Annotated in this window: 11 protein-coding genes, 3 tRNA genes, 2 rRNA genes and 1 pseudogene; 4 read left to right on the forward strand and 13 right to left on the reverse strand. The window is 53.6% G+C overall.

The window, feature by feature from the left end; all coding sequences use genetic code 11:
* Positions 1–123 precede the first annotated feature (123 nt).
* Positions 124–1,161: pseudogene (locus tag SIL79_RS18485) on the forward strand (IS630 family transposase).
* Positions 1,162–1,623: 462 nt separating this feature from the next.
* Here the strand turns inward: SIL79_RS18485 and SIL79_RS18490 are convergent.
* A complete protein-coding gene (locus SIL79_RS18490; RefSeq protein ID WP_071238787.1) occupies positions 1,624–2,541 on the reverse strand; it encodes an IS5 family transposase in 918 nt (305 codons plus the stop codon).
* A gap of 138 nt (positions 2,542–2,679) precedes the next feature.
* Between SIL79_RS18490 and SIL79_RS18495 the strand changes: the two genes are divergently transcribed.
* Complete coding sequence (locus SIL79_RS18495; protein ID WP_267962990.1) at positions 2,680–3,450, forward strand: AzlC family ABC transporter permease; 771 nt, start codon at positions 2,680–2,682, stop codon at positions 3,448–3,450.
* Entirely contained in the window at positions 3,447–3,749 is a 303-nt protein-coding gene (locus SIL79_RS18500; protein ID WP_025009838.1) for an AzlD domain-containing protein, read from the forward strand. Before SIL79_RS18495 ends, SIL79_RS18500 begins: the two co-directional genes overlap by 4 nt.
* 4 nt (positions 3,750–3,753) lie before the next feature.
* On the opposite strand, the gene SIL79_RS18505 is transcribed toward SIL79_RS18500, so the two are convergent.
* The 7 genes from SIL79_RS18505 to agaR all read right to left on the reverse strand — a co-directional run bounded on the left by SIL79_RS18505 (position 3,754) and on the right by agaR (position 12,051).
* A complete protein-coding gene (locus SIL79_RS18505; protein ID WP_319619855.1) occupies positions 3,754–5,121 on the reverse strand; it encodes an MFS transporter in 1,368 nt (455 codons plus the stop codon).
* An 88-nt stretch (positions 5,122–5,209) separates the two neighbouring features.
* Positions 5,210–6,397 (reverse strand): N-acetylglucosamine-6-phosphate deacetylase, encoded by a 1,188-nt coding sequence (gene nagA, locus SIL79_RS18510; RefSeq protein WP_319619856.1) that lies wholly within the window; start codon positions 6,395–6,397, stop codon positions 5,210–5,212.
* On the reverse strand, positions 6,381–7,388 hold the full coding sequence (locus SIL79_RS18515; protein ID WP_071477235.1) for an ROK family protein: 1,008 nt from the start codon (positions 7,386–7,388) through the stop codon (positions 6,381–6,383). Before SIL79_RS18515 ends, nagA begins: the two co-directional genes overlap by 17 nt.
* Before the next feature lie 3 nt (positions 7,389–7,391).
* On the reverse strand, positions 7,392–8,597 hold the full coding sequence (locus SIL79_RS18520) for an SIS domain-containing protein (RefSeq protein WP_039036106.1): 1,206 nt from the start codon (positions 8,595–8,597) through the stop codon (positions 7,392–7,394).
* A 4-nt stretch (positions 8,598–8,601) separates the two neighbouring features.
* On the reverse strand, positions 8,602–9,876 hold the full coding sequence (locus SIL79_RS18525; protein WP_319619857.1) for a class II D-tagatose-bisphosphate aldolase, non-catalytic subunit: 1,275 nt from the start codon (positions 9,874–9,876) through the stop codon (positions 8,602–8,604).
* 7 nt (positions 9,877–9,883) lie between these two features.
* Positions 9,884–11,254 carry a Gfo/Idh/MocA family protein gene (locus SIL79_RS18530; RefSeq protein WP_319619858.1) on the reverse strand — a complete coding sequence of 457 codons (1,371 nt, stop codon included), beginning with the start codon at positions 11,252–11,254 and terminating at the stop codon, positions 9,884–9,886.
* Positions 11,255–11,268: 14 nt separating this feature from the next.
* On the reverse strand, positions 11,269–12,051 hold the full coding sequence (agaR, locus tag SIL79_RS18535) for a transcriptional repressor AgaR (protein ID WP_319619859.1): 783 nt from the start codon (positions 12,049–12,051) through the stop codon (positions 11,269–11,271).
* A 337-nt stretch (positions 12,052–12,388) separates the two neighbouring features.
* Here agaR and SIL79_RS18540 point away from each other — a divergent pair, with 337 nt between their 5' ends.
* On the forward strand, positions 12,389–15,232 hold the full coding sequence (locus tag SIL79_RS18540; protein WP_319619860.1) for a TonB-dependent receptor: 2,844 nt from the start codon (positions 12,389–12,391) through the stop codon (positions 15,230–15,232).
* A gap of 702 nt (positions 15,233–15,934) precedes the next feature.
* On the opposite strand, the gene rrf is transcribed toward SIL79_RS18540, so the two are convergent.
* The 5 genes from rrf to SIL79_RS18565 all read right to left on the reverse strand — a co-directional run bounded on the left by rrf (position 15,935) and on the right by SIL79_RS18565 (position 20,000).
* Positions 15,935–16,050: ribosomal RNA gene (rrf, locus tag SIL79_RS18545) — 5S ribosomal RNA — on the reverse strand.
* Between the two features lie 116 nt (positions 16,051–16,166).
* Positions 16,167–16,242: transfer RNA gene (locus SIL79_RS18550), tRNA-Val, on the reverse strand.
* Positions 16,243–16,332: 90 nt separating this feature from the next.
* Positions 16,333–19,224: ribosomal RNA gene (locus tag SIL79_RS18555) — 23S ribosomal RNA — on the reverse strand.
* A gap of 442 nt (positions 19,225–19,666) precedes the next feature.
* Positions 19,667–19,742 (reverse strand) — tRNA-Ala (locus tag SIL79_RS18560).
* Between the two features lie 181 nt (positions 19,743–19,923).
* Positions 19,924–20,000, reverse strand: a tRNA-Ile gene (locus tag SIL79_RS18565).
* Positions 20,001–20,044 lie beyond the last annotated feature (44 nt).

Genomic DNA, 20,044 nt, shown 5'->3' on the forward strand with positions numbered 1-20,044 from the left:
GTGTCCATTTCATTAGTTCCTAAATGTAGATCACTGAGTTTCGAAAATAGAAGGAACTCGGCTCGATTCAAGCGATCTGATCAATCGCCAAACCAACCAACTCACACAAACCGAGCCGAGATCATGATTCTAACATTACCAACCCGCTCTGAAAGACGTCGAATACAAAAAAAGATGTATAAAACCAGAGATAAAGACGAGTGCCGTCGCCTGAATGCCATTCTCTTGTTGGCATCTGGACGTACTGTTACTGAAGTATCAGGCTTGATAGCTGCGGCGCGTTCTTCAATCAACAGATGGGTCAGTTGGTACACTGAATGTGGCATTGAGGGGCTGGAGTCTTCAACCAGAGGCCGTTCCTGTGTGCTTCCTTTCCAACAAATAACGAGTGTAATCAAACTACTGCTTCAATTGTCCCCCCAAGAGCTTGGATACCAACGTTCCCGCTGGAGTACTGAATTAATAGCTCTTGAGGTTAACCGCTTATTTTCGCTGCAGGTTCATTCCTCAACGATTCGGCGGTGGTTGCCTAAACTTGGCGTTGTTTGGCGTAGAGCCGCTCCCACCTTGCATATCAAAGATCCTCATAAAGATGAGAAGCTTGCGGAAATTAAGGCAGCTTTGAAGCGTTGCAATATAAACCATCCCGTATTTTATGAAGATGAAGTTGATATCCATCTCAATCCAAAAATCGGCGCAGAATGGATGCATAAAGGCCATCAAAAACGAGTGATAACGCCGGGACAGAATAGCAAACGATACTTGGCAGGAGTGCTACACACAGGAACGGGGAAAGTCAGTTATGTCGCCAGTTCCAGCAAAGATTCAATGCTATTTCTTTCAATGCTGAAATTGCTCAAAAGACAGTACAGACGAGCCAAAACGATTACGCTCATTATCGATAACTACATCATCCACAAGAGTAAAAAGACTCAAGCTTGGCTCAAGTAAAACCCAAAGTTTATCTTGTTGTTTCAGCCGGTTTACTCACCTTGGGTCAACAAAATAGAGCAGTTGTGGCACGCACTACATGAAACCGTTACCCGAAACCATCAGTGCAAAAACATCTGGAAGTTGATGGAGCGGGTTAAGTATTTTATGGACCATGCTTCACCATTCCCTGGTGGCGGGCATGGTCTCATGAAAGTGGAGCACAATTAGGAACACTTATTTAGGCTTTCAGCTGCTTTACGAGATTTTCTGGCGAACAGGCATACCCAGTCTTATGACTTTGTTGAATGCCTTAACCTCAGCCTGTTGATGCTGCGTCACGGTCGGCTGAAGCCCGCTGCAGCTGTCCAGGCAGCCCCCAGCTGAATAGGGCCAGACAGTTTCTGGAACACAGTTGCAGCAGTAACACCTCACTCCAGGAACTGGCCAGTCTGGTACAACTGCGCCTTTTGTGTTACTCAGGCAGTTCAGGGCACAATTTGGCTCAAACCCAGGCAAGATTAATTCTGGCGCGAACGTTGTTGCGGCTGGGCGCTTCCCCATCCAGGTGGCACAGGACTGAGGATTTTGCGACCAAAGCCATTTGAACCGTCAATTCAAACGGGCATTCGGCACGGCGTTGTTGATCAAATCATTCGCTTGAACGCAACTACCCCTAGGCTTTCAGCTGCTTTACGAGATTTTCTGGCGAACAGGCATACCCAGTCTTATGACTTTGTTTAATGCCTTAACCCCTGCCAATGCCTCACCCACCTGCCCGTTATAGTCACGCAAACTTAATTTGGCGCTAATGAGTTGTTTGTAGCGATACATGGCGGTCTCAGATAAGGAACGCTGATGGTAGTGATTCATCAATTTCCATTGCTTCAACTCTCCGGCCTTAAGTGCATCCACAGCTTCATTTCGAGGATGCCCTGGTTCCCAGTATCCGGCATTTGAGCGAGGTGGAATCGTTGGCTTCGCCTGCTTTCGTCGCAATAATTTATGACAAGCTTTGGTATCGTAAGCCCCGTCAGCGGAGACTTGTCTAAGCTTGCGTCTTAGGGGAGCCAGTAACGCTGGAAGTACTTCATTATCTGCTACAGTTTCAAGGCTTGTTTGCGCACCGATAATTTCATGTGTAGCGGCATCGATAGCCAAATGAAGCTTGCGCCAAACCCGACGTTTTTCTTTGCCATGCTTACGCATTTTCCATTCACCTTCGCCATACACTTTGAGGCCTGTGGCATCGACGACAACATGCGCTACCGCACCTCTTGAGGGATTGCGGTACTTGACGTTCACCGTCTTGGCGCGTTTACTGATACAGCTGTAGTCTGGAGCAATTAACGGTATTTTCATCAGCTGAAATAGGGAGTTGATGAACCCTTCGGTCGCACGTAATGACAGCTTAAAAATCCCTTTGAGCATCAAGGCGGTTTCGATGGCGGTGTCGCTGAATTGAAAGCCACGGCCACGACCGCCGTGATGCTTTGTGCAATGCCAAGCGTTAACCGCTGCCTCGTCCAGCCAGAAGGTAACCGAACCACGGTTGACTAATGCCTGATTGTATTGCTTCCAGTTGGTGATATTGCGTTCTGACTTACCCATGAAACTGACCGAAGACCTGTTATGCAAGATCAGATCATGGAAAGCGAAAAAGGTTCCGCTTATTTAGGCAACAACGCCATTCGGCACCACTCCGGGCCAATTTGTTAAAACAGAAAAATCATCAAGATGGAGTCAAGATTGACCATTCACAATCAGCAATCATCACGCATTCAGGAACTTAACCGGAGCCGCGAATTTTTACGGGGTACCCTGGCGGTAATGCCGCTGACTTTAGCTGTTATCCCTTGGGGAATATTGGCCGGTTCGCTGGCACTGGAAACCGGCCTCAGCGCCTTAGAGAGCCAAGCCATGAGCCTGTTTGTTTTCGCAGGCTCGGCGCAATTGGTCGCCCTCGGAATGATAAAGGCAGGTTCAAGCCTACTGGCCATTTTGGTTACCACGGCATTGATCACCTCTCGTCATCTGCTGTATGCCATGGCGATGCGTCCAGCCATCAGCCCCTTGCCACTGCGCTGGCGCCTGACACTGGGTTTTCTGCTCACGGATGAACTCTTTGCGGTAGCCAATCAAAGCAAGGAAAGTACCCTTAGGCCCTGGTACGCCCTGGGAGCTGGTTTGAGTTTTTATCTTGGCTGGAATCTGGCAACCCTGGCCGGAATTCTCGCCGGCAGCTCTATGGATAATCTCGGCTCTCTGGGACTGGATTTTGCCATCGCAGCCACCTTTATCGCTTTGGTGGTGCCGAGGATAGTCAATGTTGCCACCGCCTTATGTGTGCTCACGGCCATGTTGCTGAGCGTCCTGTGTGAAGCGCTGGCTATCCCGGGTGGCCTGCTGATCGCCGCCGTAACCGCCATGGCTGTGGGGTATCTCTATCAAAGCCTCTTGGGCGGCAGTCCAGTTAAACCGCTTGAGACAACGCAAGATAAAGGCAAGGAGCAGGCATGATTTGGTTAACCATACTGACCATGGCGCTGTTGGTGATACTCAGCCGTTATTTACTGCTTGAGCCCGGGCTACCGATACGACTTGGCAAGAAAACCCAGGCTTTCCTTGGCTTTTCGGCGCCGGCAGTATTAAGCGCCATCTTCGCCCCCATAGTGTTTCTGCGAGACGGCGAGTTGCAACTGAGCCTGAGCAATCCCTACCTCAGCTGCGCCCTGCTGGCGGCCTTACTGGCACTGTTGACCCGCAACACCCTGCTGACCACTATCGTCAGCATGGCGGTATTTTTCTGGATCTACTGAGGTCTCAGTCAATCACGGCTTTGGTGGCGGTCGCTCCCGACCAGGCCCGCAGCTTGTGGCCGGCAACGGCGTAATAAAGGATCATCCCATAACAGGGAAGGAGGATCCCGTAGGCGCTTTGATGGGGCACACCCTGGTGCACCAAGGCGCCATAGAGCAAGGGCAGCAAGGCACCACCGGCTATGCCCATGATGAGCAGTGCCGAGGCCACAGCAGTCAGGCGGCCGAGCCCTTCCAGCGCCAGCGGCCAGACAGCGGGCCAGACCAAGGCGTTGGCAAAGCCGAGTAGCGCAAGGTAAAGCAAGGGATCCGGCAGCGGCATTATCCCCAAAGGTTCGAGCAAGAGACTCGACAGCTGCGTGCTGGTTTCATCTCCAAGCATGATCCCCAAAGTAAACACCAACCCAGCCAGCGCCGAGCCCACCAAGGCGCTGCGCTGACTCATCACTCTTGGGATCAAGAGTATGCCGAGCAAATAGCCAAGCACCATAAATCCCATGGTGTAGGAGGTCAGAATGCCAAACTCGGCCACTTTAAGATGCTGGCCATAGAGGCCTATGCTATCACCGGCAATCACTTCGGCACCTATATACATAAAGAGAGTCAGTGCCCCGAGAATAGCCTGGGGATAGGCCAGAATGGCGCGCCAATCTGTTCTCGGTACCAAGCTGTCACAGCTTTTGGCCTGGCTGTCCTGTTCAAGTTGCAATTCGGGCAGGGGCGAAAATCGCACATACAGCAGCAACAGAGCCAAGACAACCGCCATCGCCAGGTAAGGCTGCACCAAACGGGCAGACAGTTGCTCCAATGCCGCAGTGCGCTCAAGCTCACTGAGCTGTGCCAACGCTTCCGGCGTAAAAGCATCCATACCTGTCAGCACCCAGGCACTGAACACCAAAGGAACAATAAAACCGGCGCCCTTGTTGACCACGCCCATACAGCTGATCCGCATGGCGGCGCTCTCTCGCGGACCAATGCAAACAATGTATGGATTGGCCGCAGTTTGCAGTATGGTAAGGCCGGTTCCCAAAACAAACAACGCCAGCAAAAACAGGCCAAAGGTGTGACTCAGCGCCGCAGGGATAAACAGCAGTGCGCCACTCGCCATTACCCCAAGGCCAATCTGTAGCCCGGCACGGTAACCGAAACGGGTCAACAGCCCGGACATGGGCAAGGCCATCACGAAGTAAGCGATGTAGAATACAAAGGCCACCAGATAGGCTTGCAGCTCATTGAGTTCGCAGGCGATTTTCAGAAAAGGGATCAGTGCACCATTGAGCCAGGTTACGAAGCCGAATACAAAAAAGAGTATTCCAATCAGCACCATGGGCAGTAAAGTGCCGCCTCCTCTATTCAGGGTGTTATTGTCCATTGTCGGCTACTCCTCTTGTTATTGTTATTCTCTGTCAATGATTATCCAGCGGCTGCCAAGGACAGATGTCCCTTGAAGCTGCTTATTTTCAAACGCTTTTACTGCGAACTTCGGCGCCCGCTGCGAGCCTGCCGCCTTGCCAGCGCTTTGACTGATACAGGGCATCGTCAAGCAGCAGCAAGTCAGCCCGCATGCCTTCGGCCAACATGCCTCTGTCATTCAGCCCGGCAAAAGCGGCTGGAGTACTGCTGGCCATGGCAACGGCCTGCTCCAGCGGGATCCCCAGCACCTTGACGGCATAGCGAACTGCCGTTGTCATCTCCAATACTGAACCGGCCAAAGAGCCGTTGAGATCCCTGAGCTCAGTACCGCGGCGCACAACTTTACCGCCGAAAAATTCAAACTCCTGCTCTTCAGAGCCCACAGGCGACATGGCATCTGTCACCAGCATCAAACGTCGACTCCCCTTGGCACGCCAGGCGAGAGTGGCGCTGACCGGGTGCAGATGATGACCGTCGAGAATAATGCCGCAAAATGCCCTTGGGTCACTGAGCGCCGTTCCCACCATGCCGGGGGCACGCGACTCCAGCTGTGACATGCCGTTATAAAGATGGGTAAAGCCGCTGGCTCCGGCATCCAGCGCCGCCATCACGGTCTCGGCGTTGGCATTGGAATGCCCCAAAGACACTCTGACACCGAGCGCCACCAGGCGGCGAACATCTTCAGGCCCTACCCTCTCGGGAGCCAGAGTCACCACACAAACACCCAGTTGGGACACAGCCTCGGCGTAGAGCGCCAACTCAATATCGCCAAGCTCCCTTAAGCGGGCTTCACTGTGGCAACCCTTGCGCTCCAGTGACAGATGCGGCCCCTCAAAATGGATCCCGGCTATGCCGTCAAGACCGGCTTCCCTGGCGCTGATGGCCGCCGCAAGTGCCGCTTGCATTACCCTGATATCGTCGCTGATAAGCGTCGGCAACATGCTAGAAGTGCCGAAACGGCCATGGGCGTCCAACATCAGCTTAAGGGTCTCAACGCAGGGCTTCCGGTTGAACATGCGGCCACCACCACCGTTGACCTGAGTGTCGACAAAACCGGGAACCAGAAGGCCTGCATAGTGAGTTGCCGCCTCACCTTCCTTGGGCACCTTGGCAATGGTATGAATACGGCCATCGACTATCCGCAGCCAAACCTCATTACTGCGGCTCATTTGCGGCCCGAGCAGGGCACCATCGGCACCAATCCAGAACGGGGCCTTGTCAGTGTTGCTGTTCATGCCAGCCTCCGGTCAACAAGGTATCCATATCCGCTACCTGCTCGTTGGCGCTCACGCTATTGCTCTGTTCCACTCTAGTCGCCAGCGCCTTTCCCAGCATGGCTGCGCCGCGAACGCCACTGGCGGCGCCGAATTGAGCGGCGCAAAACTCGGGCAACTGCACCCCCTTGAATATATGCCTGGCGGTAGCCTGCGGCAGTGCCGCCAAAATTTCCGGCACTTCGCTCAAGCCGCCGCCGAAGACAAAGATGTCCGGATCCAGACTGAGGATCTGTCCGGCCAACACACTGCCCAGGGCATCCAGATAAGCATCGAAACTGCGTTTGGCTATGGCATCACCGGCGCGCAGCGCCGCCAGCCAAGCGTATGTATCCCCCTCGCCGCCAAACTCCCGGTAGATACGGCCAAGGCCTGTGCCCGAGACATAGGTTTCGGCGCAGCCTTTGAGGCCACAGCCGCAATCATAAAGCGGCAAGCCATGGCGCAACAGCACGCTTGCCGCCATGCCCTGATGGCCGAACTCACCGGCCAGACAGTGAGCGCCGGTGATAAGCCGCCCTTCGATACAGATCCCGCCGCCAAGCCCGGTACCGAGTATGAGTCCAAGCACTCTGGCATGATCTTTCCCGGCTCCCAGTAAGGCTTCGGACAGAGCGAAACAACGGCAATCATTGCCAAGGGCCACAGGACGCGACAACAAGGCGCCCAGATCTTCGGCCACTTTACGCTGATTGAGGCAAGGCACATTGCTGGAGACCACAGTGCCATCGGCGCGGATCACCCCGGGCAGGGCTATCCCCACAGTGCCCAGGATGCCGGACTCGGCCGGCCAGCGCCTGTCGGCCTCGCTTATCTGCAAGGCGAGCGAGGCCAGAAAGCTCTGATAATCGTCACCCTGAGTCGCAATGCGCCATTTATCCAACAGACGCATTTGTGGACTGAACACCGCCAGTTCTATCTTGGTACCACCGATATCCACACCGTAGTACATGGCTCAATCCTCTGTGTTATCCCGGCTGCCGGGCCGAGTATAAACCGCAAGCGAATGCAGCTTCACCCCCTGCACCACTCTATTGACCTGGCCGCTGGGACAGGGATTATCCGCTGACACCCCAAGCTCTAACGCCTTGTAAAATGCAAGTAGTTGACAGTAAACAATAAAGGGCAGTGTCAACCAAGCCTCTTCCAGACTGGCCTGACCATCTTGGGCCAGTGCCTCTTCACTCAGATAACAGATATCCAGCGCCCGCTTATCGGCGCGCAGCTCTGCCAGAAGATCCAGATCGTAGGCTCTGGCATAGGGCTCAGAGCTGCCGAGCAGCACTATCTGGGTATCTTCATTCACCAGTGACTTGGGGCCGTGACGAAACCCCAGCGGACTCTCAAAACTGCTGATCACTATACCGGCCGTCAGTTCAAGGTACTTGAGCGCCGCCTCCTGAGCCGCCGCCTTGAGGGGCCCGGCGCCGAGAAACACTATCCGCTTGCAGCAATGAGCCGCGGTTTGCTGCACCCCGTCGAGCCGGGTTTCGAGCAGTTGCTCCGTCAGTGTCAGCACCCTGAATAACGATTTGTCTTCCTCGGCAAACAGTAGCAGGGTCGCCAGATACATACAGCTGAAGCTGCTGGTCATGGCAAAGCTGCGATCGTGGCTGTCTTGGGGCATCAACCACAAACAAGCCTTGTGACTGTGCTCGGCCGCATAGCTGGCCAAAGCGCCCTCAGGGTTACAGGTCAGCAGCAGATGACTGACATCTGTCAGCAACTCATCGGCCAACGCCAGCACAGCCAGGGATTCAGGACTGTTTCCAGAACGGCCATAGGAGACTATCAGAGTCGGCTGCAACGGGTTGAGATGCAGCCTGGGGTGAGAAACAATATCCGTGCTGGACAAGGCTTCCACCCTCTGGCCCGGCAATCTGAGCTGCCGCTGTAAAAAGGCTGCCAACGCCTCGCCGATATAAGCCGAAGTACCGGCGCCGGTGAGAATAATCCGCAGATTGTCCTTGGCCAGCAAGGGGTTGAGAAAAGCGCTGAGCTGCGCTTGCCTGTGTTTGAAATCGGCCTGTAATTCGCGCCAGAGTGTCGGCTGCTGGGCTATCTCGGTCGCCGTCCATTTACCACTCTCCGGCGCTTGCCAAAGCGGGTTGGCGGCAGATTTTGGATACAAGTGGGTCTTTGATAGGTCACTGACTTGCATTGATTTATCCTTCGATGGCAGCAGGCTGACAGGCGCTGGCATAACGGTTAAGCACCAGGCCGATATGATGGAGTACCAGCTCAATCGCAGTGGCGGGCAGCTCGCCTCTGACCACGGCCGGATAGGCCAGCGGCAGATATTGGCTGATAAGAGGCTCGGGAATGGGGTTTGCCAGATTGGCCAGCAGCTTGTCTATGGTCAGCGACAATTCGGGCCAGTAGTAGCGGATCCTGTCACTGTAACTGAATCCCAGTTGCCAATCCCGCAGCGCAGGATCTGTATAGAACGACTGCCAGTATTTGGGCTCAGACAGCATCCTCTGCTCACACAGTGCTCTAAGCCCTGAGCGTTTCGCCGCCGGCACCAGCAAGGCCTCTATATGATCCAGGGCAAACAGCCCCTCGCGCAGGGCAAAAGTCAACTGCGGCCCCACTTTGAGAATGGCAAAATGGCCGGCCACCAACTGGGCGTAATGCTCCGGCAGTTGATAATCTGTAGAGTGGGCTTCAAACACCAGATTGGGCTGCTCACGAATAAAGCGGCTCTGCTCTTTGGTGAGCGCATCATCATACTGATGTACCCCGGCATTGCCGAACTCCACACCCGGCTGCACCACCAGCGCAATCACCCGCTGCCAAACCTCTGCCCCAAGCCCTTCGGCGGCAAAGGCCTGTTTGTGGGCGCTAATGGTGTGTTTCATCGCCGCGACCGGGGTGACCTGCAGCCCCTCCTCCAGCGAACTGACACCACCGGGAGCGGGCACTTCAGTGCCTATCACATAACAGAGCTGTTGCCCCGGCGCCTTGGCCGCTTCTGCGGCGCGGCACAGTCTGGCGGCGCGCGCAGCAATCACCTCATCGGCAAGGGGCGTTTGTTCCTGATGACAAGCCATGCTGGCATCCAGATGAATTTTACAAAATCCCGCCTCGACATAGGCCCGCACCATGGCTTCGGCCTCGGCCATCGCCTGCTCGGCAGTCAGGTGTTTCCAGGCCACCGGCCCCAGGTGATCGCCGCCGAACAGCAACTGCGCTTCGGCAACACCTTCACTTTGGGCCAGGCTCTTCACAAAGGCGATAAAATCGGCGGGGGTCATGCCTGTATAGCCGCCGTGCTGATTGACCTGGTTGGCCGTAGCCTCAATCAGCAAGGGCGCCCGTTGCCGCGCCGCATGACGCAGAGCGGCGCGCAGTACCAGCGGCTGGGCCGAACAGACGGAATAAATCCCCGCCTGCTGCCCGGCCTTGTTGGCCTCAATAATGGATTTGAGTGCAGACATGCTTACCTCAACCTACAATGCCAAGCGGTTTGGCGCTCTGCCACACGCCTCGGGTAAAGTCGGGGAAGTCCTTGGAGTTACCGCGATCGGCCACTGAAGCCGCCGACAGAGGCTGCACCGCCGACCAGGCCGCACCGTCATACACATCCTGATCCAGCGGCTCGCCGTTACGCAGGCAGTAGATCATCCGCCAGCACATTAAAAAGTCCATGCCGCCATGACCGCCGTTCTTTTCGGCCGCCTCGCCCATCTGCAACCACAGCGGATGGTCATACTTGGCATACCACTGGGTCATATCCTGGTCCCAATGGTGGAAGCTGCCACTGCCGCCCTGCTCCAGCGCTATGCGGTTGGGGAAACCGGCAAACACCCCATTGGTGCCCTGAATCAGGTTATGGCGGCTGTAAGGACGCGGCGTTGTGGTGTCGTGTTGCACCATGATGGTTCGGCCTTTAACCGTCTTGATAAGACTGGTATTGATATCGCCGCAGATATAGTTGAGCTTGTTGCGGGCATGGTCGGCGGGGAATTCACGCTTGGCATAGGCAGCACGCCCAAGCGACGGAGAGCTCATGGAAGTGAGATAGTCGAACCTGTCCCCGCGGTTGATATTCATGTACTGGGACACAGGCCCCAAGCCATGGGTAGGATACAGGTTACCGTCAATCAAGGCGTGATACTTGGTGCGCCAAGAGCCCGTCTTGCGATCTATCTCCTTCATCTGCCAGCGCAGCTCGTGAATATAAGCGGCCTCACCGTGCAGCAGTTCGCCGAACAGCCCCTGGCGTACCATGTTGAGCACCATCAGCTCGTCGCGACCGTAGCAGACGTTTTCCATCATCATGCAGTTACGCTGGGTTTGCTCGGCTGTGTCCACCAGATCCCAGAGCTGCTCCATGGTGATCCCCATAGGCACTTCAACAAAGGCGTGTTTGCCGGCCAGCATAGCCTCTTTGGCCATGGGGTGGTGCCATTCCCAAGGTGTGGCAATGACCACTATGTCCACATCCTGGCGTGCCAACAATTCACGATAGGCGTGTTTGCCCTGGAAATAATAACCGGGCTGGGCCAAGCCTGCGTCACTCATTACCTTCTTGGCACGTTCTATGACCAGGGGATCGGTATCGCAGATAGCTGTTACCCTGGCGCCCTCTATGTTGTTGAAATGGTGAATGAACCCCACACCTCGCTCACCGACGCCGATTAGCCCCACCCGCACTTCGGCCATTTTCGGAACCACCAGCCCCATGACAGAGCGGCCACTGGCCTTGGGTGCCAGTGCAGATGAACCGGCATTGGCGGCGCAGCCAGCCAGCGCCGAGGCAGCAGCTGTGGCCACCGAAGCTTTCAGAAAGGAACGACGATCAAAACCAGACATAACTTCTCCCCTTGTTATTTGTTTTTATCTATCAGGTGCAGCTGCACCCCTTGCTTGGTGAGTTCTTCCACATAGCGCTCGGGAATGCCGTTGTCGGTCACCAGTTGCTGGATCTGCCGACTGGCACAAATTACATGAAACGCCTGTTGGTCGAATTTGGATGAATCGGTAACCACTATGATCTCGCTGGCAATCTCACACATCATGCGGTTGAGACTGGCTTCCTTCTCAAAATGGGTGGTGAGACCTGCCTTGAGATCAAAACCATCCACCCCGAGGATCAGCTTGTTGAAGTTGTAATCCCTGAGACTCTTCTCGGCGATGGAACCATAGAAAGACATCGACTTCTTGCGCAGCAAGCCGCCGGTGAGCATCACCTCAACGTCGTCGGAACGCGCCAGCTCAGTGGCTATGTTAAGGCCGTTAGTCATCACAATAAGATCTTGATGTTCAAGGAGGTTGGCCGCGACTTGCTGGGTAGTGGTGCCTGAGTCCAGCAACAGGCGGTCGCCATCATTAACCAAAGAGGCCGCCACCTTGCCCAGCTCCTGCTTCAGTGCCGAGTAGCAGTGGCCCTTCTCTTTCAGTGACAGTTCACGAATAAGGTCGGAGTTGACCATGGCGCCACCGCGGGAGCGCACCAACAATTGCTTTTGATCCAATACCGCCAGATCCGAGCGTATGGTGACTTCCGAGACCCCGAAGCGATTTGCCAGCTCGGTGACCGACACCTTTCCCTGTTGCTGGGTCAGCCGGACTATCTCCTGCTGCCTCTCAATAGTGTTGAGATTATTCACTGCACTCTTCCTGTTTTGTTTGTTGCGCTCTGGAGCAGGTGAACCTGCACTGGCTTTCGAAAGCTTTCAATCTACTAGCAACGTCGTCAAATCATAACAACAATTCTTATACCACAACGACTTAAGCCAAAACCAACAACAAATTTTCACTTTCAACTAGCTAAACTATGCACCAAACCGAAAATAATTAAAAGACATTTTACATTTTTTTATTGATCACATAGAGTTTTTAACGCTATAAATAAGCAATCGAAAGCATTTTGCTGTTTTTAATGCTTTCGAAAAATAACAAAAGCGAAAGGCATTAAGCCTGATAAAAACAAACAGCGGGGAACCCATGAAGCTCTTAGCCACCCAACCTGCCCTAATTGCCCTGGCAGTTGCCAGTGCGCTGGCAACACAGCCGGTTACGGCCAATGACGAGTCCGACAAGGAAAACAAGGCTCAAACACAACAAAACTCAGCTCAACAGCAGGATGCCGAGCTGGAAAGGATCCAGGTAACGGGTATCCGCTCAGCCATTAAGGAGTCGCTGTTTCTGAAACAGAATGCCACCGCAGTGGTGGATCTTGTGGTGGCCGATGATATAGGCAAGTTTCCGGATGAAAACCTGGCCGAAGCACTGCAACGTATTCCCGGAGTGACCATTACCCGCAACGGCGGCGAGGGGCAGAACATACTGATCCGCGGCCTGGGGGACGGCTACAACATCACTACCCTCAATGGCCGCAAACTGGCGTCGGACAACGCCGGGCGGGACTTCAACTTTGACACCATAGCCTCGGAGCTGGTCAATGTGCTGGCGGTTTACAAGTCTCCCGAGGCGCGGCTCACCGAAGGAGGCATAGGGGCAATTGTGGATATTCAGACCCGCAAGCCTTTGGATTTGGACGGTTTTACCCTGCAAGCCTCGGCCAAGGGTATCTATGAGTCGCGCACCGAAGACCTGCACCCGCACGCATCTCTCATCATAGGCGACAAGTCCGATGACGACAGTTTCGGCGCTCTGTTTTCCGCCGTTTACTCCAAGAAAACCCTCAGAGCCGACACCTATTCCGCCGATGGTTTTTTCGATGAAGAGGAAGGCTGGGGTGTCGACAGCGCCGGGGTGCCGGTAGACACCAACGGCAATGGTGTGATTGATGAAGGCGAAATCTACGCCTCCAAAATACCCAGTTACATGTACTATGCCAACGCCCAGGACGTACGCGAACGCATCGGTGGCACCCTGGCACTGCAATGGCGGCCACTGGATAATCTGGATGTCAATTTCGACGCCCTCTACTCTCGCTACAATACCGATGGACACAAATACCAGATAGGGCTTGTCAACTATGACGAGGAGTGGACACCGGGTACCCCGCTGTTCAGCGATGCGCAGTTCGATGAGCTGGGGCGAGTGGTTTCCATGCGCCAGCAGGGCGACAACACTATGGTGGAGCTGCTTAACCTGAGCACACCGCGCAAGACAGACACCTACCAACTGGCACTGAATACGGCGCTGTTTATCACCCCCAATTGGTCGGTCACCGCCGATCTTGCCTACTCGGCCGCCAAAAACAAGAACAAGGGCGACAATCGCTTCATCGTCGCCCGCGGCTTTGTCGACAGCATAGATATCGACTACACCAATGGCCAGATGCTGCCGGATGTGGTGATAGGCCCGGGACTCACCAGCGAGCAGACCTATGGTGCCCACTACAGCCTAAACAGTGGCACTGGCGTGGATGACAAGGTAACGGATCTTAAGCTGATGACCCAGTATTTGCCGGAAAGCGGCTTTATCAGCAAGCTGGATGCCGGGATAAACTATGTCAAGCAGGTCAAGAGCCAGAATGAGTTCAGATCGAAAAACCCCAGCCAATTCAGTCGCGGCGGCTACTATCTAACCCGCGACGGTTATGCTTTTGACGGCTCGGGAGTCTTCACTCAAGGCGAGTTTGAGCTGTTCCAAATTCCGGGCAATGTGTTTGTGCCCGCCAACTTCGATAACTTCCTCGACGGCGAAAACAGCATCTCACCGGATCCCTGGCCCAGCTTTGACTATGACAAGTTGCTGGAATACTACCGCTCCATCAACAGCGATGCCGCCAATGAGGCCATAGTAGCCAGTGCCAATCAGGCCGGTACTTATGAGGTAAGCGAGGCTGTGACCTCGGCCTATGTGCAGATAACTATTGAAGAGCTGCTGTTCGATCTGCCCTATATGCTCAATCTGGGGGTCAGGGCCAGTCGCACCCAAGTCGATTCCGAAGGCTTTGGCTATGACTTGAGCAAGGTAGTGCTGGATGATGCCGGTCAGCCGCTCAACGATGACTGGCGCACCGTCAGCCCGGTAAACTACAGCGACAGCTATACCAACATATTGCCAAGCCTCAACTTCAAGCTGAACCTGCAGGACGATCTGCTGCTGCGTATCTCGGCCGCCGAAGTATTGAGCCGCCCGTCACTCTACTCGCTCAGAGTCTGGGCTGCGCCCAACTTCACCAGTCAGGAGCAGGGCTTACCAACTCTGGTGCGCGGTAATCCCGGAGTTGAACCCGAGCAGGCCAAACAGGCGGATCTGGCGCTGGAGTGGTATTACGGCGACAGCAGTTCACTGAGCGGCGCCCTGTTCATCAAGGATATCGACTCCTTTATCTCTGATGAAAAGACCCCCATGGAGGTCGATGGCAACCGTTACCTGGTAAGCCAGCCGGTTTCCGGACAGTACGGTGCCAAAGTGCAGGGCTTTGAAATTGCCTGGCAACAATCCCTCGAACAGTGGTTGCCTGAGCCATTCAACGGCTTTGGCTGGCAGCTTAACTACACCTATGTGGACAGCAGTTATGACGATCCTGAGCTGAAAGCCAAGGATCTGCCCTTCAAGGGGATGTCCGAGAACTCCTACAATGCCGTGCTCTACTATGAGCAGTATGGTTTGCAGGCGCGCCTTGCCTATAACTGGCGCAGCAAGTTCCTGGTGGATCCGGATGCCTGGGGCGGCCCGGCCTGGATAGACGATTACGGCCAGTTGGATGCCAGCATCAGCTACGACATCACAGACGACTTGACCCTGTTCAGTGAAGCCTCCAACCTGACCAACAACCGCTACTCCGGTTACATCAAACGCGAAGATCAGGTGAATTATCTGGAACGCTTCGGTACCCAGATAGCCGTGGGTATTCGCGGCAGCTTCTAAACGGAGCCAAATGGATCCCCATAAGTAACCATCTGACTGAATCAAGCTGCACTAAACCCAAGGTGGGTATAAACTCGTTCCAAATACAGAAAGCCACCTGATTCAGGTGGCTTCTCTGCTTGAGTCTCGAATACCTTTATTGAGGATAGCGGTCGGATGAAGTCTCTGTGCTCCAGAGACTGGATAGGTAGTCCCCCCGATAAATCTGACCGGATAAACCAGTCGAGCCATTCTCAACATATCCACAGCAGCATCTCACATGGGGGTGAAAGATATCTGCTCATCAAGCACAGCTTGATAGATGGCTGGAGCGCGAAGCAGCTTGGCTGCGAGCTGAGGGGCACACACTGCGCCAGCAGCTTTGGGCTGCATGTCGCTGGAAACGAGACAAACAAAAGGGCCCTAGCTAAATGCTAGGGCCCTTTTGTTACTGTTTTGTCTTCACTCATTTCTTTGATAAAGAGTAAAAAGTGAAAACCAAAGTGGCGTCTGGCGATGGCCAGCTTCGAGCAAGCTCTGCGCGTTCGTTTGTCGCATCAAACTGAGTTTGATAAACACGACAACCTCACCCTACTCCACATGGGATTGTGCCTCACTGCGTTCGGACTCTTTATCTTCCCCATGTGAGAGTGGACATATCAAAATGCTATTAAAACGAAAAATCCCCAACACAGAGTGCTGGGGATTTTCATTTTATTGGGCGTCTGGCGATGACCTACTCTCACATGGGGAGACCCCACACTACCATCGGCGCGATTGCGTTTCACTTCTGAGTTCGGGATGGGATCAGGTGGGACCACAATGCTATTGTCACCAGACATAAAATTGTATGGAACAAATTTTAAACGCGCTTTAGCGCGGCCCGTTAGGGTCAAATACAGGGATGTATTTGATAAATTTATTCCTAAATTCAGAAAGCTGTTGCTTTGAAATATGGTGGTCGCTACTGGGATCGAACCAGTGACCCCCTCCTTGTAAGGGAGGTGCTCTCCCGGCTGAGCTAAGCGACCGGTATTCTTGGCTGTGCTCTTTTCAGAGCTGAGTTCAAACTTCAATCAAGTATCTAACTTCTTCAAGTCCGTAAAACCCATCTGGGTTGTATGGTTAAGCCTCTCGAGTCATTAGTACAGGTTAGCTCAACGCCTCGCAACGCTTACACACCCTGCCTATCAACGTCCTGGTCTCGAACGGCTCTTTAGAGGTCTCTAGGACCTAGGGATGACTCATCTTGGGGCTCGCTTCCCGCTTAGATGCTTTCAGCGGTTATCGATTCCGAACGTAGCTACCGGGCAATGCCATTGGCATGACAACCCGAACACCAGCGGTTCGTCCACTCCGGTCCTCTCGTACTAGGAGCAGCTCCCCTCAATCATCCAACGCCCACGGCAGATAGGGACCGAACTGTCTCACGACGTTCTGAACCCAGCTCGCGTACCACTTTAAATGGCGAACAGCCATACCCTTGGGACCGACTTCAGCCCCAGGATGTGATGAGCCGACATCGAGGTGCCAAACACCGCCGTCGATATGAACTCTTGGGCGGTATCAGCCTGTTATCCCCGGAGTACCTTTTATCCGTTGAGCGATGGCCCTTCCATTCAGAACCACCGGATCACTATGACCTGCTTTCGCATCTGCTCGACGTGTCTGTCTCGCAGTTAAGCTGGCTTATGCCATTGCACTAACCGTACGATGTCCGACCGTACTTAGCCAACCTTCGTGCTCCTCCGTTACTCTTTGGGAGGAGACCGCCCCAGTCAAACTACCCACCAGGCACTGTCCCTAATCCCGATAAGGGACCAAGGTTAGAACATCAACACTACAAGGGTGGTATTTCAAGGTTGACTCCACAAGAACTGGCGTTCTCGCTTCAAAGTCTCCCACCTATCCTACACATGTAGGGTCAATGTTCAGTGCCAAGCTATAGTAAAGGTTCACGGGGTCTTTCCGTCTAGCCGCGGGTATACGGCATCTTCACCGCAATTTCAACTTCACTGAGTCTCGGCTGGAGACAGCGTGGCCATCATTACGCCATTCGTGCAGGTCGGAACTTACCCGACAAGGAATTTCGCTACCTTAGGACCGTTATAGTTACGGCCGCCGTTTACCGGGGCTTCGATCATGAGCTTCTCCGAAGATAACCCAATCAATTAACCTTCCGGCACCGGGCAGGCGTCACACCGTATACGTCATCTTGCGATTTTGCACAGTGCTGTGTTTTTGATAAACAGTTGCAGCCACCTGGTATCTGCGACTGCCAGCAGCTTACGACGCGAGGTCTTCACCGCCGGCAGCGTACCTTCTCCCGAAGTTACGGTACCATTTTGCCTAGTTCCTTCAGCCGAGTTCTCTCAAGCGCCTTGGTATTCTCTACCCGACCACCTGTGTCGGTTTGGGGTACGATTTCTACTAACCTGAAGCTTAGAAGATTTTCCTGGAAGCATGGCATCAACCACTTCATCCCCGTAGGGACTCGTCGTCAGCTCTCAGTGTATGTGTGCCCGGATTTGCCTAAGCACACCACCTACTACCTTAAACGCGGACAACCAACGCCGCGCTGGCCTAGCCTTCTCCGTCTCTCCATCGCAGTTAGCAGAAGTACGGGAATATTAACCCGTTTCCCATCGACTACGCCTTTCAGCCTCGCCTTAGGGGTCGACTCACCCTGCCCCGATTAACGTTGGACAGGAACCCTTGGTCTTTCGGCGAGGGGGTTTTTCACCCCCTTTATCGTTACTCATGTCAGCATTCGCACTTCTGATACCTCCAGCGTGGGTTACCCCTTCGCCTTCAACGGCTTACAGAACGCTCCTCTACCGCACTGATGCAAGCATCAGTACCCGTAGCTTCGGTGAATTGCTTAGCCCCGTTACATCTTCCGCGCAGGCCGACTCGACTAGTGAGCTATTACGCTTTCTTTAAATGATGGCTGCTTCTAAGCCAACATCCTAGCTGTCTAAGCCTTCCCACATCGTTTCCCACTTAGCAATTACTTTGGGACCTTAGCTGACGGTCTGGGTTGTTTCCCTTTTGACGACGGACGTTAGCACCCGCCGTCTGTCTCCCGGATAGCACTCTTTGGTATTCGGAGTTTGCAAAGGGTTGGTAAGTCGGGATGACCCCCTAGCCTTAACAGTGCTCTACCCCCAAAGGTGTTCGTCCGAGGCGCTACCTAAATAGCTTTCGAGGAGAACCAGATATCTCCCGGTTTGATTGGCCTTTCACCCCCAGCCACAAGTCATCCGCTAATTTTTCAACATTAGTCGGTTCGGTCCTCCAGTTGATGTTACTCAACCTTCAACCTGCCCATGGCTAGATCACCGGGTTTCGGGTCTACACCTAGCAACTAAACGCGCAGTTAACACTCGGTTTCCCTACGGCTCCGCTATTCGCTTAACCTCGCTACTAAATGTAAGTCGCTGACCCATTATACAAAAGGTACGCAGTCACGGTCTCAAGTACCGCTTCCACTGCTTGTACGTATACGGTTTCAGGTTCTATTTCACTCCCCTCACAGGGGTTCTTTTCGCCTTTCCCTCACGGTACTGGTTCACTATCGGTCAGTCAGGAGTATTTAGCCTTGGAGGATGGTCCCCCCATATTCAGACAACATGTCACGTGTGCCGCCTTACTCGATTTCATCTCTGGTTAGTTTACATGTACGGGGCTATCACCCTGTGCCGCTGTGCTTTCCAACACATTCCACTAACACCCCAAAGACTTAAGGGCTAATCCCCGTTCGCTCGCCGCTACTTGGGGAATCTCGGTTGATTTCTTTTCCTGAGGGTACTTAGATGTTTCAGTTCCCCTCGTTCGCCTCAATACGCTATGTATTCACGTATTGATGACACCTTATGGTGCCGGGTTTCCCCATTCGGACATCGCTGGCTCAAATGCTTGTTACTAGCTCACCAACGCTTTTCGCAAGTTACTACGTCCTTCATCGCCTCTGACTGCCAAGGCATCCACCGTATACGCTTGGTCGCTTAACCATACAACCCGGATGAGTTTTCATCTCGCTTGTCAGTACTCATGTTGTCGTTATTGTGCTTTTCATTCGTCAGTCATGTAGCGCTGCTACACTCTTTCCTCACTCAAATCACCGCTTAGACACCATGTCGCCTGACTGCGCGCTGCCTTATCGGCAACATAGCGGAAAACACGGGTTGTATCGCAACCAGCTTAGGTTTACTTGTCTCACCTCCGGGTTAAGGAAGTGGACTCGCCTTGAAGAATTTCCAAAACACTTGATTGAAGTGTTTGAGAACTCAATTTGTATTCATCAATTCCAACTCCTAAGAGTCGTCTTGATGTCTACTATCAGCTTTCCAAATTGTTAAAGAGCGGGCTTAAAAAAGCCAAAGATAAATACTGACTTATCTTTGGCGTCTCTCGTCCTTTGTAGAGTGACGGTTCCAGCACTTCCAAGGGAAGTGGTGGAGCTATGCGGGATCGAACCGCAGACCTCCTGCGTGCAAGGCAGGCGCTCTCCCAGCTGAGCTATAGCCCCGTTTTCTTTGCGCTTCTTGTTACCGATTTTGTTGTTAGCTTTCGCCTCAAACTCGATAAAAAGCTCTCGCAAACAGTCTTGAACACCGTTCTGTTCATTCCTTCGACACTAATCAAGGCAGACAGGGAGGAAGTTTACTGGAGTAAACGACGACCTGTTTAACGCAGAATAGCGGAAGAATTGGTGGGTCTGAGTAGACTCGAACTACCGACCTCTCGCTTATCAGGCGAACGCTCTAACCACCTGAGCTACAGACCCCCATGCTCTACTTCTTTTATCAAGCAATCTGTGTGAACACTCAA

This window comes from Shewanella indica (assembly GCF_033842865.1).
GTDB classification, from domain to species: domain Bacteria; phylum Pseudomonadota; class Gammaproteobacteria; order Enterobacterales; family Shewanellaceae; genus Shewanella; species Shewanella indica.

Excerpts from the sequence above, each read along its gene's own strand:
- SIL79_RS18490 (WP_071238787.1), bottom strand. The coding sequence starts at position 2,541 with ATGGGTAAGTCAGAACGCAATATCACCAACTGGAAGCAATACAATCAG.
- SIL79_RS18500 (WP_025009838.1), top strand. The coding sequence starts at position 3,447 with ATGATTTGGTTAACCATACTGACCATGGCGCTGTTGGTGATACTCAGC.
- SIL79_RS18505 (WP_319619855.1), bottom strand. The coding sequence starts at position 5,121 with ATGGACAATAACACCCTGAATAGAGGAGGCGGCACTTTACTGCCCATG.
- nagA (WP_319619856.1), bottom strand. The coding sequence starts at position 6,397 with ATGAACAGCAACACTGACAAGGCCCCGTTCTGGATTGGTGCCGATGGT.
- SIL79_RS18515 (WP_071477235.1), bottom strand. The coding sequence starts at position 7,388 with ATGTACTACGGTGTGGATATCGGTGGTACCAAGATAGAACTGGCGGTG.
- SIL79_RS18520 (WP_039036106.1), bottom strand. The coding sequence starts at position 8,597 with ATGCAAGTCAGTGACCTATCAAAGACCCACTTGTATCCAAAATCTGCC.
- SIL79_RS18525 (WP_319619857.1), bottom strand. The coding sequence starts at position 9,876 with ATGTCTGCACTCAAATCCATTATTGAGGCCAACAAGGCCGGGCAGCAG.
- SIL79_RS18530 (WP_319619858.1), bottom strand. The coding sequence starts at position 11,254 with ATGTCTGGTTTTGATCGTCGTTCCTTTCTGAAAGCTTCGGTGGCCACA.
- SIL79_RS18540 (WP_319619860.1), top strand. The coding sequence starts at position 12,389 with ATGAAGCTCTTAGCCACCCAACCTGCCCTAATTGCCCTGGCAGTTGCC.